This is a genomic window from Streptomyces griseiscabiei (assembly GCF_020010925.1).
GTDB lineage: Bacteria > Actinomycetota > Actinomycetes > Streptomycetales > Streptomycetaceae > Streptomyces > Streptomyces griseiscabiei.
Map to the genome: position 1 here is coordinate 216,343 of NZ_JAGJBZ010000006.1, position 14,694 is coordinate 231,036.

A 14,694-nucleotide genomic window follows, 5' to 3' on the forward strand; every position below is an offset into this window, starting at 1 on the left:
CGGCCCCTGCTTCTCAGGGGCGCGGGGAACTGCGCGAGAAGCCCCACCGGGCCCGCGGTCGACAACGCACCCCAGCCACCCCCCACCCCGTCCGCGCACCCCGGCGGAGCCCCACGTTGGGGACTTGTCGACATCTGAGGGGTGATTTCCGCCTCGGCGGTGAAGGTTGGGGTCCGGGGCGCGTAGCTTTGTCGCCAACACGCGGCCTGTAGGAGCAGTCTTGGGACGGAAGATCGGAAGCCGGTACACCGCGAACCAGATTCTGGGGCGGGGCAGCGCCGGCACGGTGTGGCTGGGTGAGGGCCCGGAGGGCCCCGTCGCCATCAAGCTGCTGCGCGAGGACCTCTCGTCCGACCAGGAACTCGTCAGCCGCTTCGTCCAGGAGCGCACCGCGCTGCTGGGCCTCGACCACCCGAACGTGGTCTCCGTCCGCGACCTCGTCGTCGACGGCAACGACCTCGCCCTCGTCATGGACCTCGTCCGGGGCACCGACCTGCGCACCCGCCTCGACCGGGAGCGCCGTATGGCCCCCGAGTCGGCGGTCGCCATAGTGGCCGACATCGCCGACGGCCTCGCGGCGGCGCACGCGGCCGGGGTCGTCCACCGGGACGTCAAGCCGGAGAACGTGCTGCTGGACATGCAGGGCCCGCTCGGCCCCGGCGGCGCCCACCCGGCCCTCCTCACCGACTTCGGCGTCGCCAAGCTGATCGACTCCCCCCGCCGCACCCGTGCCACGAAGATCATCGGTACGCCGGACTATCTCGCCCCCGAGATCGTCGAGGGCCTGCCGCCCCGCGCGGCCGTGGACATCTACGCCCTCGCGACCGTGCTGTACGAGCTGCTGGCCGGGTTCACCCCGTTCGGCGGCGGGCACCCCGGGGCCGTACTGCGCCGCCATGTCACCGAGACCGTCGTCCCGCTGCCCGGTATCCCCGAGGAGCTGTGGCAGCTGCTCGTGCAGTGCCTCGCCAAGGCGCCGGCCTCCCGGCTGCGCGCGTCCGAGCTGGCGGCCCGGCTGCGGGAGCAGCTGCCGCTGCTGGCCGGGATGCCGCCGCTGGACGTCGACGAGCCCGGGACCGAGTCCGGCGACGGATACGAGGAGGAGCCCGCCGAGGCCGCCGCCGCGCCGCGTGAGCGGGTACGGCGGGGGGCGGTGCCGCTGGTGCCGGGCGCCAAGCCGGACTCCAACCGGGACACGCACACGTCGATGCGGGTGCCGGGGCCGGACGAGCTGGCCGGGGGTGCGCGGGGGACCGCGCGGGTGCCCCGGGCGGCGGGGGCGCCGCGGCCCGGTTCCGCGCGGAACCGGGGGAGCGTGGTGCGGCGGCGCCGGATCACCCTGGGTGCGGCGGCGGTGGCTCTGATCGCGGCGGTGGGGGTGGGGGCGTACGCGGCCAGCTCGGGGGACGGGGACGGTGGGGCGCCGTCCGACACGAGGAATTCTGCGCCGGGGAATCCCTGAGGGCGCCTGACAGCTCGGGGGGTGGGGTTCGTCGGCGGGGACGGGTCCGGTGGGGCTGCTCGCGCAGTTCCCCGCGCCCCTGAAAAGCCGGGGCTGCGCCCCGTGCTTTTCACCCCGCCCACCCGCGGCCGAAGAACCCGCCCGGCGGAGCCGTTACGCTGGAGCCGTGGCAGTCGTCGATGTATCCGAAGAGCTGAAGTCCCTCTCCTCGACCATGGAGTCGATCGAGGCCGTTTTGGACCTCGACAAGCTGAGGGCAGACATCGCCGTGCTCGAGGAGCAGGCGGCCGCGCCGTCCCTGTGGGACAACCCGGACGAGGCGCAGAAGATCACCAGCAAGCTCTCCCACCTCCAGGCCGAGGTCAGGAAGGCGGAGGCGTTGCGCGGTCGTATCGACGACCTCGGTGTCCTCTTCGAGATGGCCGAGGAGGAGGACGACCCCGACACCCGCGCCGAGGCCGAGTCGGAGCTGGCCTCCGTCCGGAAGGCGCTGGACGAGATGGAGGTCCGTACCCTCCTGTCCGGCGAGTACGACTCCCGTGAGGCCCTCGTCAACATCCGCGCCGAGGCCGGTGGCGTCGACGCCGCCGACTTCGCCGAGAAGCTGCAGCGGATGTACCTGCGCTGGGCCGAGCAGAAGGGCTACAAGACCGAGGTGTACGAGACCTCGTACGCGGAGGAGGCGGGCATCAAGTCCACCACCTTCGCCGTACAGGTGCCGTACGCCTACGGCACGCTCTCCGTCGAGCAGGGCACCCACCGGCTCGTCCGGATCTCGCCCTTCGACAACCAGGGGCGCCGGCAGACCTCGTTCGCCGGTGTCGAGATCCTGCCCGTGGTGGAGACGACCGACCACATCGAGATCGACGAGTCCGAGCTGCGGGTGGACGTCTACCGGTCCTCCGGTCCCGGCGGCCAGGGCGTCAACACCACCGACTCCGCGGTGCGGTTGACCCACCTCCCCACCGGCATCGTCGTCTCCTGCCAGAACGAGCGGTCGCAGATCCAGAACAAGGCCACCGCCATGAACGTCCTCCAGGCGAAGCTGCTGGAGCGGCAGCGCCAGGAGGAGCGGGCCAAGATGGACGCCCTCAAGGACGGCGGCAGTTCCTGGGGCAACCAGATGCGTTCGTACGTCCTGCACCCGTACCAGATGGTCAAGGACCTCCGCACCGAGCACGAAGTCGGCAACCCCGAGGCCGTGTTCAACGGCGAGATCGACGGCTTCCTGGAGGCCGGAATTCGCTGGCGCAAGCAGCAGGAGAAGTAACGGCGCGAAGTTCGGCGCTTTGTCGACAAGGCAACTGCCTTCCACCGGAAGGCGGTTGCCTTGTTCGTTGTCTCGTCTGTGCGGGGATGTCTGGGTCTTACGTCACACTCACATGTCGGTGGCGAGGTCAAATGCGGTGAACGGGACATCGCGTACGCAACGACCTTGACGTTGCTGCGAAAACTGGGAAGGCTGGCGCGTGGCATGCGCATTACTGGGGCGCATGTGAACCGGGGGACTTCGACCCAACCGACTGCTCCCGTTGATCGCGGCCCCGGGCGCTCTGCTCCATTTACTGATGAGCTACTGGGGGTAGCAGCCATATGACGAAGAAGACGCGGATCCGCGTGGCGCGAATAGCCGCGGGTGCTGTGATCGCCGCCGGCGCGTCGCTGACCGCCGCGGGTGCCGCTTCCGCGCTGGACCTCGGCGTCGGCGTCGGTGTCAGCACCGACGACGGCGGTTCGGTCGAGGCCGATGTCTCGGTCCAGACGGGCAACGACACCGAGGGCAACACCATCATCGGTGCGACCACCGGCGAGACGACCGGTGAGACCACGACCGGCGAGACCACGACCGGTGACGTGACCACCACGACCACGACCGGTGACCCCACCACCACGAGCACCACGGGCGACCCGACCACCACCAGCACGACCGGTGACCCGACGACCACCAGCACCACCGGTGATCCGACCACCACCAGCACGACCGGTGACCCCACCACGACCAGCACCACGGGCGACCCGACCACCACCAGCACCACCGGTGACCCCACCACCACGAGCACCTCGGGCGATCCCAGCACCAGCACGACCAGCACCAGCACCACCGGCAACCCGGGCACCAGCGGCACCAGCACCACCGGTGACGCCAGCAGCACGGGCGGCGGCAGCTCCACCGACGGCGGTTCCACCTCCGGTGGCACCGAGCCCGACGGCGGCAACGACGAGAGCGTCCAGCAGGAGGGCTCCTCGGCCCTCACGGACACCGGCTCGGAGACCGAGGCCCAGGGCGCCGGCAGCGGCGAGCTGGCCGAGACGGGTGCCGCCGAGACCACGTTCCTGCTGGTCGGCGCGGCCACGATGATCGTCGGCGGTATCGGCTTCCGGCTGCTTCCCCGCCTGATGGTGGGCCGCGGCGCCACCGCCTGACCGCTCACGGTGAGGCACGGCCACGCATAGTCACGACGAAGGCCCGGGGCAGCCAGCCCCGGGCCTTCCTCGTACGTCCGTACCGCTCCGTACCGCTCTCTATGCCGCCGTCTGGTGCGCCAGCAGGGCCACCGCCGCTATCAGGATCGCCAGGAGGGCGATCAGCGTCATGGGGCTCAGGCCCGCGAAGGGGTTCTCCTGCTGGAGTCGCTCGCGGCTGGCCCGGCAGACATGGCAGCGGCCCTCGGCGACGGGGGACGCGCAGTTCGCGCACACCAACCGGTCGTACGTCATGCGCCTCGCCCTCCTTGCAATGGCCTCACACATACCTCAACGCTTCGTGGAACCGGACCGTTCCTCCCCACCACTGTGCCAGGTTCCTCCGGAGGTTGCGCGAGGGCCTCGGAATAGGGGTGGGTGCGGTTGTCGGGGGGCTGCGGGCCGGTGGGGGCTCGTCGCGCAGTTCCCCGCGCCCCTGATCGGGCTGCGCCCTCTCAAGGAACACGGCGCGGTACAGTCTCGTCCATCCATTCCCGACGGCTTGTGGTGCATCCGTGATCCGATTCGACAACGTGTCCAAGGTCTACCCCAAGCAGACCCGCCCCGCACTCAGGGATGTGTCCCTGGAGGTCGAGAAGGGCGAGTTCGTGTTCCTCGTGGGGTCCTCCGGCTCCGGAAAGTCCACGTTCCTGCGGCTGATCCTGCGGGAGGAGCGGTGCAGCCAGGGGCAGGTGCACGTCCTCGGCAAGGATCTCGCGCGCCTGTCCAACTGGAAGGTGCCGCAGATGCGCCGCCAGCTCGGGACGGTGTTCCAGGACTTCCGGCTGCTGCCGAACAAGACGGTCGGCGAGAACGTCGCCTTCGCCCAGGAGGTCATCGGCAAGTCGCGCGGCGAGATCCGCAAGTCCGTGCCACAGGTGCTGGAACTGGTCGGCCTCGGCGGCAAGGAGGAGCGCATGCCGGGCGAACTGTCCGGTGGTGAGCAGCAGCGCGTGGCCATCGCGCGGGCCTTCGTGAACCGGCCCAAGCTCCTGATCGCGGACGAGCCCACCGGCAACCTCGACCCGCAGACCTCCGTCGGCATCATGAAGCTGCTCGACCGGATCAACCGGACGGGCACCACCGTGGTGATGGCGACCCACGACCAGAACATCGTGGACCAGATGCGCAAGCGCGTCATCGAGCTGGAGAAGGGCCGCCTCGTCCGCGACCAGGCACGCGGCGTCTACGGCTACCAGCACTGACCGCCCCCGCCCCCGTCCACGAAAGGCCCAACGAGACGCCATGCAGGCCCAGTTCGTCCTGTCGGAGATCGGTGTCGGTCTCCGCCGCAACCTCACGATGACCTTCGCGGTCGTCGTCTCCGTCGCCCTCTCCCTCGCCCTGTTCGGCGGATCGCTGCTGATGAGCGACCAGGTCAGCCAGATGAAGGGCTACTGGTACGACAAGGTCAACGTGTCGATCTTCCTCTGCAACAAGAGCGACGCGGAGTCCGACCCCAACTGCGCCAAGGGCGCCGTCACGACCGAGCAGAAGAACCAGATCAAGTCCGACCTGGGCAAGATGGCGGTCGTCGAGAACGTCGCCCACGAGTCCCAGGACGAGGCGTACAAGCACTACAAGGAGCAGTTCGGCGACTCCCCGCTGGCCAGCAGCCTCACCCCGGACCAGATGCAGGAGTCGTACCGCATCAAGCTGAAGGACCCGGAGAAGTACACGGTCATCGCCAGCGCCTTCAACGGCCGTGACGGTGTGCAGTCGGTGCAGGACCAGAAGGGCATCCTGGACAACCTGTTCCGGCTCCTCGGCTATCTCAGCTGGGCGGCGCGCGGTGTGATGGCGATCATGCTGATCGTGGCGCTGCTGCTGATCGTCAACACGGTGCGTGTGTCGGCGTTCAGCCGTCGTCGTGAGATCGGCATCATGCGGCTGGTGGGCGCCTCGGGCTTCTACATCCAGGCGCCGTTCATCATGGAGGCGGCCGTCGCCGGTGTCATCGGCGGGGTGATCGCCTGCGCCTTCCTCGCGCTCGGCCAGTACTTCGTGATCGACAACGGCGTATCGCTGTCCCAGAACCTGCCGTTGATCAATTTCGTCGGCTGGGACGCGGTCCTCGTCAAGCTCCCGCTGATCCTCATGGTGAGCTTCCTGATGCCGGCGCTGGCGGCGTTCGTCGCGCTGCGCAAGTACCTGAAGGTGTGACGCATGCCCCTGGGGCCGTACCGGCAAGGGCCGGTGCGGCCCTTCGCCTTGTCCTAGACTCGCCGACATGTCAGGCCGCGACCTGTTCTCTCCGCCCCGCCGCATCCGCCGCGGGGCCGCCCTGACATTGGTCTTCGCCAGCGTCCTCGCCACGGGCGCCGCGACCGGCTCCTTCGAGGCGACCGGGCGCGGGACGACCGCCGCCGCGAAGCCCTCCCGCTCCGCCCCCGCCGCGGACAGGGAGCAGGACGTCGCCGACGCCGCCGCCGAGGCCATGGCCGAGGGCGAGTCCCCCGTGGAGGCCGCCGAGCGCGCCGTCAGCCGCAGCGGCGACCGCTGGGGCGCGGTCTACTCCGAGGGCGAGTACGAGCAGTTCGAGGAGGCCCTCGACGGCGAGTACACCGGCGTCGGCCTCTGGACCCGGCTGCGCCGCGACGGCCGCGTCGAGGTGACCCGGGTGCAGGACGGCTCGCCGGCCGCCGGTGCCGGGATCGTCGCGGGCGACCGGCTGGTCCGGGTCGACGGCGAGAAGGTCGACGGCCGCCCGGTCACCGAGGTCGTCTCCTTACTCCGCGGCGACGCGATCGACGAGGGCACCGGGAGCACCGGCGCCCCCGGGAGCGCGGCCGCCGGTACGAAGGTGTCGCTGGAGCTGCGGCGCGGCTCCCGGACCTGGCACCAGACCCTGCGCCGGGCCCGGCTGTCCACCGAGGACGTGACCGTGAGCCGTACCGCGGGCGGGGTCAGCGTCATCACGGTCGACGCGTTCACCAAGGGCTCCGGCGATCTGGTGAGGGCCGCCGTCGAGCAGTCCGCCGACGCCGCCGGCTTCGTCCTCGACCTGCGCGGCAACTCCGGCGGTCTGGTCTCCGAGGCCGTCACCGCCGCCTCCGCCTTCCTCGACGGCGGCCTCGTCGCCACGTACGACGTCAAGGGCGAGCAGCGGGCCCTGCACGCGCAACCCGGCGGCGACACCACCAGACCCCTGGTCGCGCTCGTCGACGGCGGCACGATGAGCGCGGCCGAGCTGCTCACCGGGGCCCTCCAGGACCGGGGGCGCGCGGTGGTCGTGGGCTCCCGCACCTTCGGCAAGGGCTCGGTGCAGATGCCGAGCCGCCTCCCCGGCGGTTCCGTCGCCGAGCTGACCGTCGGCCACTACCGCACCCCCTCCGGCCGGGGTGTCGACGGCCGGGGCATCACCCCCGACCTCGACGCGGACGAGGACGCCCTGAGCCGGGCCGAGACGGTGCTGACCGGCCTCGGCCGGTGAACCGCCCGCGCCGCTGCCGCTTCTCCGGCCGCACCCGTTAATCGGCTTCCCCCGCACCCCCTCCGTAGTGCGAAAATGGACAGCACTATGAGCAAGGGAATGTACGTACCGAAGGAGTCCCAGCCCAAGCAGGGCGGGGCGGCCGTCAAGGGCCGGGACGGCGAGAAGGGCGGCAAGAAGAAGATCGTCGCCCAGAACAAGAAGGCCCGGCACGACTACGCGATCATCGACACCTACGAGGCCGGGCTCGTCCTCATGGGCACCGAGGTCAAGTCGCTGCGCGAGGGGCGGACCTCGCTGACCGACGGCTTCGTCCAGATCGACGGGGGCGAGGCGTGGCTGCACAACGCCCATATCCCCGAGTACCACCAGGGCAGCTGGACCAACCACTCCGCGCGCCGCAAGCGGAAGCTGCTGCTGCACCGCGAGGAGATCGACAAGCTGGAGGCCAAGGCGCAGGAGACGGGTCACACGATCGTGCCCCTCGCCCTGTACTTCAAGGACGGCCGGGCCAAGGCGGAGATCGCCCTCGCGCGCGGCAAGAAGGAGTTCGACAAGCGGCAGACGCTGCGGGAGAAGCAGGACCGGCGGGAGTCGGACCGCGCGATCGCGGCGGCCAAGCGGAAGCAGCGCGCCTAGCCCTCCGGCCCCGGGCCGGGCCGCCGCGCGGAATACGGTGGCATGCGCTCGCGTTGGTCCCGTACGATGGCTCTGCACCTCACAGCGGGTGCGTGAGGCCCTTTCGGGGGTTTGAAAAAACAACATGGGGATGATCGGTTTCGACAGCGGATGTCGAGGCAGGGGAAGCGTGTCGAGGAAGCGGCCATGATCTCGTAAACCACAGGCCGAAAAAAATAATCGCCACTATCAAGAGCGATTCTCCGCAGCAGCAGTTCTCCCTCGCCGCCTGATCTCAGGTAGCTAAGAGACTGCTCCTGCACTAAGGAGTGTCAGCCCGGGGCTGTTCCCGACCCGGTTCCTGGCATCAACTAGGGGACTAAACCTTGATCCCGGTCACGGGGTGAAGAGGGAAATCAAACAGTGACTGAGCCCGTCGGCGACTTGTTCGCGTGATCGCCGGGGCTGAGAAAATCACAGCGAACTGCACACGGAGAAGCCCTGGTTCCGCACCGTTGGACGCGGGTTCGATTCCCGCCATCTCCACAATTCCCATGTGGGCGAGGCCCCGCTGCCGTACGGCAGCGGGGCTTTGTCATGTCTCACCCCGCCGCCCGGCGGGCCGTGCTCGCGCGGACCGTCAGCCGGGGCGGCAGAAGCGTGGACTCGGGCACGGGAGCGCCGTCCAGCTTCTTCATCAGGAGCGCGACCGCCTGTTCGCCGATCTCCGTCGCCGGGAGGGCGATCGAGGTGAGGGGGACGCGGAGGCTCGTGGCGTGGGTGTCCGGGCAGAGGGCCGTGAGGGAGAGATCGGCCGGGACACGCAGGCCCAGGTGCTCGAAGGCATCGACCAGGGGGGCGAGGATCGCCTCGTTGTGGATCACCACCCCGGTCAGGGCCGGCTGCTCGCGGAGCAGGCCTTCGGCCACCGCGCGGGCCGCCGCCGGGGTCGCCTCACAGGGGTGGACCGTGGAGGACATGCCGTTGCGGGTGGCGGCGGAGGTGAAGCCCTGGACCACACGCTGGGCGAAGGACGTCCGGCGGACGTAGACCTCGGGCGGGGAGCCGATCAGCCCCACCACACGATGGCCCAGCCCGGCCAGATGCTCCACGCACAGCTCGCCCGCCGTCCTGAAGTCCAGGTCGATGCAGGTCAGACCGGTGGGGTCGGCGGGGAAGCCGATCAGGACCGACGGCCGGTCCAGTGCGCGGAGCAACGGCAGCCTGGGGTCGTGGAGTTGGACGTCCATCACGATCAGCGCGTCCACCAGGGCCGAGTCCGCGACCCGCCGCAGCCCCTCCTCGCCCTCCTCCTGCGTCAGCAGCAGGACGTCGTGGTCGTGCGCACGGGCCGAGGTCACCGCCGACACGGCGAACTGCATCACCACCGGCACATCGATCCCGGCCCGTAACGGCACCACCATCGCCAGCACGTTGGATCTGCTGCTCGCCAGGGCGCGGGCGCCCGCGTGCGGGCGGTAGCCCAGCTCGCGGACGGACGCCTCGACCCGGGCCCGGGTCTCCGCCGAGATCGGGCGCTTGCCGCTCAGCGCGTACGAGACGGTGCTCGGGGAGACGCCCGCGTGCCGGGCCACGTCCGTGATCCTCACCGTCACACCGGCCTCGATTCCGCGGGGTCCGACTCCTCGTCCTGCCCGTCCTGCTCGTCCGTCCCGTCCAGGTCCATCGTCAGAAAGCCGGTGCCCGCCTCCGCCCGGACCTCCCGGCCCCCGGCCGCGAGCCCCCACGGCGACCGCGGGTCAGCGCACGACGCCCGCAGCACCCGGCCCTCCCGTACGACGGTGAAGGTCATCTCGCCCACCGGCACGGTGACCCGGGCCCCGTGCGCGAGGCGGTACGCCCGCAGCGTGACCCCGTCGGCGTGGTCGTAGTCCGGCCGGTCGGTCACCGCGCCGACCGGGACGACCGCGCCCGGACGGACCAGGAGCGGCACGCTGGTGAAGTCGTGCCGTTCACGGACCCAGCGCGGGCCGGTGACCGTCCCGTCGTCGTCACTGTCGCCGCCGTCCGGGAAGCGGGTCCAGGTGCCCTCGGGCACGTAGTACGTGACGTCGCCCTCGTCGCTGAGGACGGGGGCCACGAGGAGATCGGGGCCGAGCATGTACTGCCGTTCCAGATGCGCGCAGCCCGGGTCGTCCGGGAACTCCAGCACCATCGCCCGCATCACCGGCACGCCCTCGGTGTGCGCCGTGCGCGCGGCCCCGTACAGGTACGGCATCAGGCTCAGCTTGAGCCGGGTGAACTTCCGCAGCACGTCCACCGATTCGTCGTCGAAGAGCCAGGGGACCCGGTACGACGACGAGCCGTGCAGGCGGCTGTGGGAGGAGAGCAGACCGAAGGCGATCCACCGTTTGAAGAGCGCGGGCGTCGGGGTGCCCTCGAAGCCGCCGATGTCATGGCTCCAGAACCCGAAGCCCGACAGCCCCAGGGACAGCCCGCCGCGCAGCGACTCGGCCATCGCCTCGTACGTCGACTCGCAGTCGCCGCCCCAGTGCACGGGGAAGCGCTGGCCGCCCGCCGTCGCCGAGCGGGCGAAGAGCACCGCCTCGCCCTCGCCCCGGTGTTTGCGCAGGACGTCGAAGACCGTGCGGTTGTAGAGGTGGGTGTAGTGGTTGTGCATCCGCTCCGGGTCCGAGCCGTCGGACCAGGCCACCTCCAGGGGCACCCGCTCGCCGAAGTCGGTCTTGAAGCAGTCGACGCCCTGGGCGAGCAGCGCCTGAAGTTTCGACGCGTACCACTCGCGGGCCGCCGGGCTGGTGAAGTCCACCAGCGCCATACCGGGCTGCCACAGGTCCCACTGCCACACGTCGCCGTCCGGCCGGCGCAGCAGATGGCCGAGGTCCCTGCCCTCCGCGAAGAGCGGGGAGCGCTGGGCGATGTACGGGTTGATCCACACGGAGATCCGCAGGCCCCGGCGTTTGAGGCGGGCCAGCATGCCTTCCGGGTCCGGGAAGACGCGCGAGTCCCATGTGAAGTCGCACCACTGGAACTCGCGCATCCAGAAGCAGTCGAAGTGGAACACGGACAGCGGCAGCCGGCGCTCCCGCATGCCCTCGATGAACGAGGTCACCGTCTCCTCGTCGTAGGAGGTGGTGAAGGAGGTCGACAGCCACAGACCGAACGACCAGGCGGGCGGCAGCGCCGGGCGGCCGGTGAGGGCCGTGTACTTGCGGAGGATGTCCTTCGGGGTCGGGCCGTAGACGACGTAGTACGTCAACCGCTGGGTCTCCGCGCTGAACTGGACCTTCGACACGGCCTCCGAGGCGACCTCGAAGGACACCCTGCCGGGGTGGTCGACGAAGACGCCGTAGCCCGCGTCGGTGAGATAGAACGGCACGTTCTTGTACGCCTGTTCGGTGGCTGTGCCGCCGTCGGCGTTCCAGATGTCCACCACCTGGCCGTTCTTGACCAGCGGGCCGAAGCGTTCGCCGAGGCCGTACACCGAGGTGCCGACGCCCAGGGCGAGTTGTTCGCGGAGGTGGTGGGCGCCGGACGCCTCGCGCATGATGCCCATCGATCTGGGACCGCTGGTGGTGAGGGTGCGGCCGTGGGCGAGGAAGTCGACCCGCCAGGGGCCGGTGCGGGCGACCCGGACCGACAGCTCTCCGGCGGTGAGGGTGGCGTGGTCGTCGTCGTAGGCGATGTGCGGGGTGAACTCCTCGGCCGTCAGCTCGAATCGGGGGCCGCGCGGCCGTTCGCCCTCGAAGTGGGTGAAGGTGACGCCGATGACGTCGGGCATCGGGGCGTGGGCGTCGATCGTCACGACCGGTCCCTTCAGCAGGTCGCCGCGGTGGCGGACGGGCTGGGTGGGGGCATGGACGCGCAGGGTGCCACCGTCCGTGGCGGTGACGTCGAGGACCTCGGCCGGGTACGCCGCGGTGACGCCCTCACGGAGCAGCCAGTAGCCGTCGGTGAACTTCATCTGTGGGGGGATCCTTACCGCCGGGCGGGTCGAATCGATTCGACGAAGTGTGTCGAAGCGCTTCGACGGAAGGTAAGGGTGGGCTCACAGCGAGTCAATGGGTGGGACGGGAAAACGTCGCGATCAGCAGGGCCAGGGCTGCCGCGGCCACCGGGACCGCGAAGCCCGCCGTGCCGGAGGAGATGCCGGCGGCGGAGGTCGCGGTGGTGGCCGTGGCGGCTCCGGGGCCGTGTTCGGCCACCCAGCCGCCGAGGGCCGAGCCGCCCGCTGTCCCGCCGAGGAGGCCGGTGACCGCGAGGGTCATGCCCTCGTTCAACTGTCCCTCGGGGGTGCGCTGTTGGACCAGGGACATGGCGGTGACCATGGTCGGGGCGGTGGCCGTGCCGGCGAGGAGGAGGGCCGGGGCGAGCAGCAGGAGCGAACCGGTGGCGGTGGCGGCGAGCCAGGGGAGGGCCATCAGGGCGGTCATCGCGGCCAGACAGCGGCGGAAGCGGCGCTCGGCGGGGCCCGTCACCCGCAGCGCGCCGTAGGCGAGGCCCGCCGCGAAGGAACCGGCCGCCTGGAGACCGAGGATCACACCCGACGCGGCGGCGTGGCCCCGGGCGTCCGCGTAGGCGACGGTGACGACCTCCAGGGAGCCGAAGACCGCGCCGGTGGCGAGGAGGACGATGAGCAGGGGCGCGATGCCGGGGCTGCGGAGCGGCGACCTCGTGGTCGTACGGCCGGAGGGCGGGGGCTCGGTGGCGCGTTGGGCGGCGAGGACCAGGACGCCGGTCATGCACAGGAGACCGCCGATCAGGGTGCCGGCCTCGGGGAACAGGGCGGTGCAGAGGAAGGCGGCGGCGACCGGGCCCAGCATGAAGCAGAGTTCGTCCACCGCCTGTTCGAAGGAGTTGGCGGTGTGCAGGGCGGCCGGGTCGTCCTTGAGGAGGTGGGTCCAGCGGGCGCGGGCCATTCCGCCGGTGTTGGGGGTCGTGGCGGTGGCCGCGTAGGAGGCGAACAGGGTCCAGACGGGGGCGTTCCAGTGGACGCAGGCGATCAGGGAGAGGGTGCCGAGGAGGGCGGCGGCGGTGGCGGGTACGGCGACTCGCGCCTGGCCGTGGCGGTCGACCAGGCGGGCGGTCCAGGGGGCGACCAGGGCGGTGGCGGCGAGGCCCGTCGCGACGACGGCGCCGGCGAGGGCGTAGGAGCCGTGGGAGTCGGCGATCATGAGGATCGCGCTCACGCCGAACATGCCCATGGGGAGGCGGGCGAGGATGCCTCCGGCGGTGAAGCGGAGGGTGTGGGGGTTTTGGAAGAGGGCGCGGTAGGGGGTGGGGGTGGTTGTGCGTCGGCGGGTGCGGGTTCGTTGTGGCTTGTCGCGCAGTTCCCCGCGCCCCTTGAGTTGGCGGGGGCGGAAGTCTGCTGCGACGAGTGTGTCGGCGGTGACGGTGAGCAGGGGTGGGTGGTGGTGGTCGGGGTCGGGGGTCGGCATGTGACCTACCGTCGCCCCTTGCTTGATCCACCGTCCAACACCTACTCCGTCGCCATTCACGCGCCCCGGTTGTAAATTCGCCTGATGTCCGCTGTTCCGCATGTTCCGTCCGTGCCGTACGCCGTCGACCCCCGGCTTCTGCGGGGGTTTCTCGCGGTCGCCGAGGAGCTGCACTTCACCCGGGCCGCCGCACGGCTGCATGTCGCTCAGCAGGCGTTGAGCCGGGATGTGCGGCGACTGGAGCGGGAGTTGGGCGTGGAGCTGTTCGTGCGGAGCACCCGGCAGGTGGGGCTGAGGGGGACGGGGGCGCCTAATAGCTCGGGAGGAGCGGTTCGTGGGCGGGTGCGGGTCCGGTGGGGCTTCTCGCGCAGTTCCCCGCGCCCCTAAAAGATCAGGCCCCTGCGGGCCTGAAATACCACGGCTCTGCGGGCCTGGAACGTGGTGGCCGGAGGCGGCGGTCGGCGGGCCGAAAAGCATGGGGCGTAGCCCCTGCTTTTCAGGGGCGCGGGGAACTGCGCGACCAGCCCCCACCGGGCCCGTACTCCGCGACGAGACCGCACCGCCCCTGACCCTTCCGGTCCTCGATGAGCCGCGGCTTCCGCTTGGGGCTGTTCGGCCTGTGGCACACCGGGTTCATCAGGTGTGTCGGCGAGGGCGGCCACGCCGACCAGCGCCTGATGCATCCAGCGGCGCCGACTCGGGCATCGAGGTCGCCGCGCCCGCACCGCTGGCCGTGGCGGAGGAGGAGTTCCGGCGGATCATGGCGAAGACCAGGTCGCCGGTGCTGGCGGTGGCGGACTTCCCGGCCATGCCGGGGACGGTGGCGCGGCCGATTGTCGACCCCGTGCCGTTGTCACCCGTGTCGTTGGTGTGGCGGAAGGGGCTCAGGCATCCCGGACTCGACGCGTTGCGGCGGGCCGCCGTCGAGTTGGCGGAGGCGGAAGTATGGCTATCACATCCGGAGGACGGGTGGATTCCGGCCAGAGATGCACTCATCATGATGACCTTCACCTGACATCCCACACATAGACATCTCTCCCACCCCTACATTCGGGGCCCGGGTGCGTGTGAGGGGCGGGGCGCCCCGGATCGGGTGGGGGCTCGGTCCGGTACAGGAAAGTGCGACCGCCCGGCATCGAACACGCACCCGGAACGATCCCGTGGGGGGAAGTGCGTGCACGTCGAGAACTGGCCCAACGGCAGCCGGCCGAAGGGTGTCGAGCCACAGGGCTCTCAGTCGCAGGGCTCTGGGTCGCAGGGCGTCCGGTCGCAGGGTTTTCCGTCGCCGCTGACCGGTGGCG

The 14,694-nt window shown here is 70.6% G+C and carries 11 protein-coding genes, 1 other RNA gene and 1 pseudogene; 9 read left to right on the forward strand and 4 right to left on the reverse strand.

The features are described 5' to 3' along the window. Positions 1 to 220: 220 nt before the first annotated feature. The 3 genes from J8M51_RS45455 (at position 221) to J8M51_RS45465 (ending at position 3,886) form a co-directional block, all read left to right on the forward strand. Positions 221 to 1,462, forward strand: a complete 1,242-nt coding sequence (locus J8M51_RS45455; RefSeq protein WP_267300170.1) for a serine/threonine-protein kinase — start codon at positions 221 to 223, stop codon at positions 1,460 to 1,462. 166 nt (positions 1,463 to 1,628) lie between these two features. Further along, complete coding sequence (gene prfB, locus J8M51_RS45460; RefSeq protein ID WP_086764016.1) at positions 1,629 to 2,732, forward strand: peptide chain release factor 2; 1,104 nt, start codon at positions 1,629 to 1,631, stop codon at positions 2,730 to 2,732. A 323-nt stretch (positions 2,733 to 3,055) separates the two neighbouring features. Continuing rightward, positions 3,056 to 3,886: a hypothetical protein gene (locus J8M51_RS45465; protein ID WP_086764018.1), complete on the forward strand. Its 831-nt coding sequence runs from the start codon at positions 3,056 to 3,058 to the stop codon at positions 3,884 to 3,886. A 99-nt stretch (positions 3,887 to 3,985) separates the two neighbouring features. Here the strand turns inward: J8M51_RS45465 and J8M51_RS45470 are convergent, their stop codons facing one another. Further along, positions 3,986 to 4,180, reverse strand: coding sequence for a hypothetical protein (locus tag J8M51_RS45470; RefSeq protein ID WP_216589658.1), 195 nt, complete (start codon positions 4,178 to 4,180; stop codon positions 3,986 to 3,988). A 260-nt stretch (positions 4,181 to 4,440) separates the two neighbouring features. On the opposite strand from J8M51_RS45470, the gene ftsE reads away from it, so the two are divergent. The 5 genes from ftsE (at position 4,441) to ssrA (ending at position 8,525) form a co-directional block, all read left to right on the forward strand. Next, positions 4,441 to 5,130 (forward strand): cell division ATP-binding protein FtsE, encoded by a 690-nt coding sequence (gene ftsE, locus J8M51_RS45475; RefSeq protein WP_009320785.1) that lies wholly within the window; start codon positions 4,441 to 4,443, stop codon positions 5,128 to 5,130. 40 nt (positions 5,131 to 5,170) lie between these two features. After that, positions 5,171 to 6,088 (forward strand): permease-like cell division protein FtsX, encoded by a 918-nt coding sequence (gene ftsX, locus J8M51_RS45480; protein ID WP_086757059.1) that lies wholly within the window; start codon positions 5,171 to 5,173, stop codon positions 6,086 to 6,088. Between the two features lie 67 nt (positions 6,089 to 6,155). Further along, positions 6,156 to 7,358: a S41 family peptidase gene (locus J8M51_RS45485; protein WP_216589657.1), complete on the forward strand. Its 1,203-nt coding sequence runs from the start codon at positions 6,156 to 6,158 to the stop codon at positions 7,356 to 7,358. A 99-nt stretch (positions 7,359 to 7,457) separates the two neighbouring features. Further along, the gene (smpB, locus tag J8M51_RS45490) at positions 7,458 to 7,997 is read left to right on the forward strand and encodes an SsrA-binding protein SmpB (RefSeq protein ID WP_086763613.1); all 540 of its coding nucleotides are present in this window, start codon (positions 7,458 to 7,460) and stop codon (positions 7,995 to 7,997) included. Positions 7,998 to 8,123: 126 nt separating this feature from the next. Beyond that, positions 8,124 to 8,525: a transfer-messenger RNA gene (gene ssrA / locus J8M51_RS45495) on the forward strand. Positions 8,526 to 8,578: 53 nt separating this feature from the next. Here ssrA and J8M51_RS45500 read toward each other — a convergent pair. The 3 genes from J8M51_RS45500 to J8M51_RS45510 all read right to left on the reverse strand — a co-directional run bounded on the left by J8M51_RS45500 (position 8,579) and on the right by J8M51_RS45510 (position 13,393). Then, positions 8,579 to 9,592: a LacI family DNA-binding transcriptional regulator gene (locus J8M51_RS45500; RefSeq protein ID WP_267300172.1), complete on the reverse strand. Its 1,014-nt coding sequence runs from the start codon at positions 9,590 to 9,592 to the stop codon at positions 8,579 to 8,581. Next, the gene (yicI, locus tag J8M51_RS45505) at positions 9,589 to 11,919 is read right to left on the reverse strand and encodes an alpha-xylosidase (protein WP_086761943.1); all 2,331 of its coding nucleotides are present in this window, start codon (positions 11,917 to 11,919) and stop codon (positions 9,589 to 9,591) included. The genes J8M51_RS45500 and yicI overlap by 4 nt, the downstream gene beginning before the upstream one ends. Before the next feature lie 94 nt (positions 11,920 to 12,013). Further along, a complete protein-coding gene (locus tag J8M51_RS45510) occupies positions 12,014 to 13,393 on the reverse strand; it encodes an MFS transporter (protein ID WP_267300174.1) in 1,380 nt (459 codons plus the stop codon). Between the two features lie 84 nt (positions 13,394 to 13,477). Between J8M51_RS45510 and J8M51_RS46410 the strand changes: the two are divergent. Further along, positions 13,478 to 14,408: pseudogene (locus J8M51_RS46410) on the forward strand (LysR family transcriptional regulator). Positions 14,409 to 14,694: the final 286 nt, after the last annotated feature.

What these genes read in the sequence shown, in the direction of transcription:
- J8M51_RS45465 (WP_086764018.1), top strand. Translation starts at nt 3,056, where the DNA reads ATGACGAAGAAGACGCGGATCCGCGTGGCGCGAATAGCCGCGGGTGCT.
- yicI (WP_086761943.1), bottom strand. Translation starts at nt 11,919, where the DNA reads ATGAAGTTCACCGACGGCTACTGGCTGCTCCGTGAGGGCGTCACCGCG.
- J8M51_RS45470 (WP_216589658.1), bottom strand. Translation starts at nt 4,180, where the DNA reads ATGACGTACGACCGGTTGGTGTGCGCGAACTGCGCGTCCCCCGTCGCC.
- J8M51_RS45485 (WP_216589657.1), top strand. Translation starts at nt 6,156, where the DNA reads ATGTCAGGCCGCGACCTGTTCTCTCCGCCCCGCCGCATCCGCCGCGGG.
- ftsX (WP_086757059.1), top strand. Translation starts at nt 5,171, where the DNA reads ATGCAGGCCCAGTTCGTCCTGTCGGAGATCGGTGTCGGTCTCCGCCGC.
- J8M51_RS45510 (WP_267300174.1), bottom strand. Translation starts at nt 13,393, where the DNA reads ATGCCGACCCCCGACCCCGACCACCACCACCCACCCCTGCTCACCGTC.
- smpB (WP_086763613.1), top strand. Translation starts at nt 7,458, where the DNA reads ATGTACGTACCGAAGGAGTCCCAGCCCAAGCAGGGCGGGGCGGCCGTC.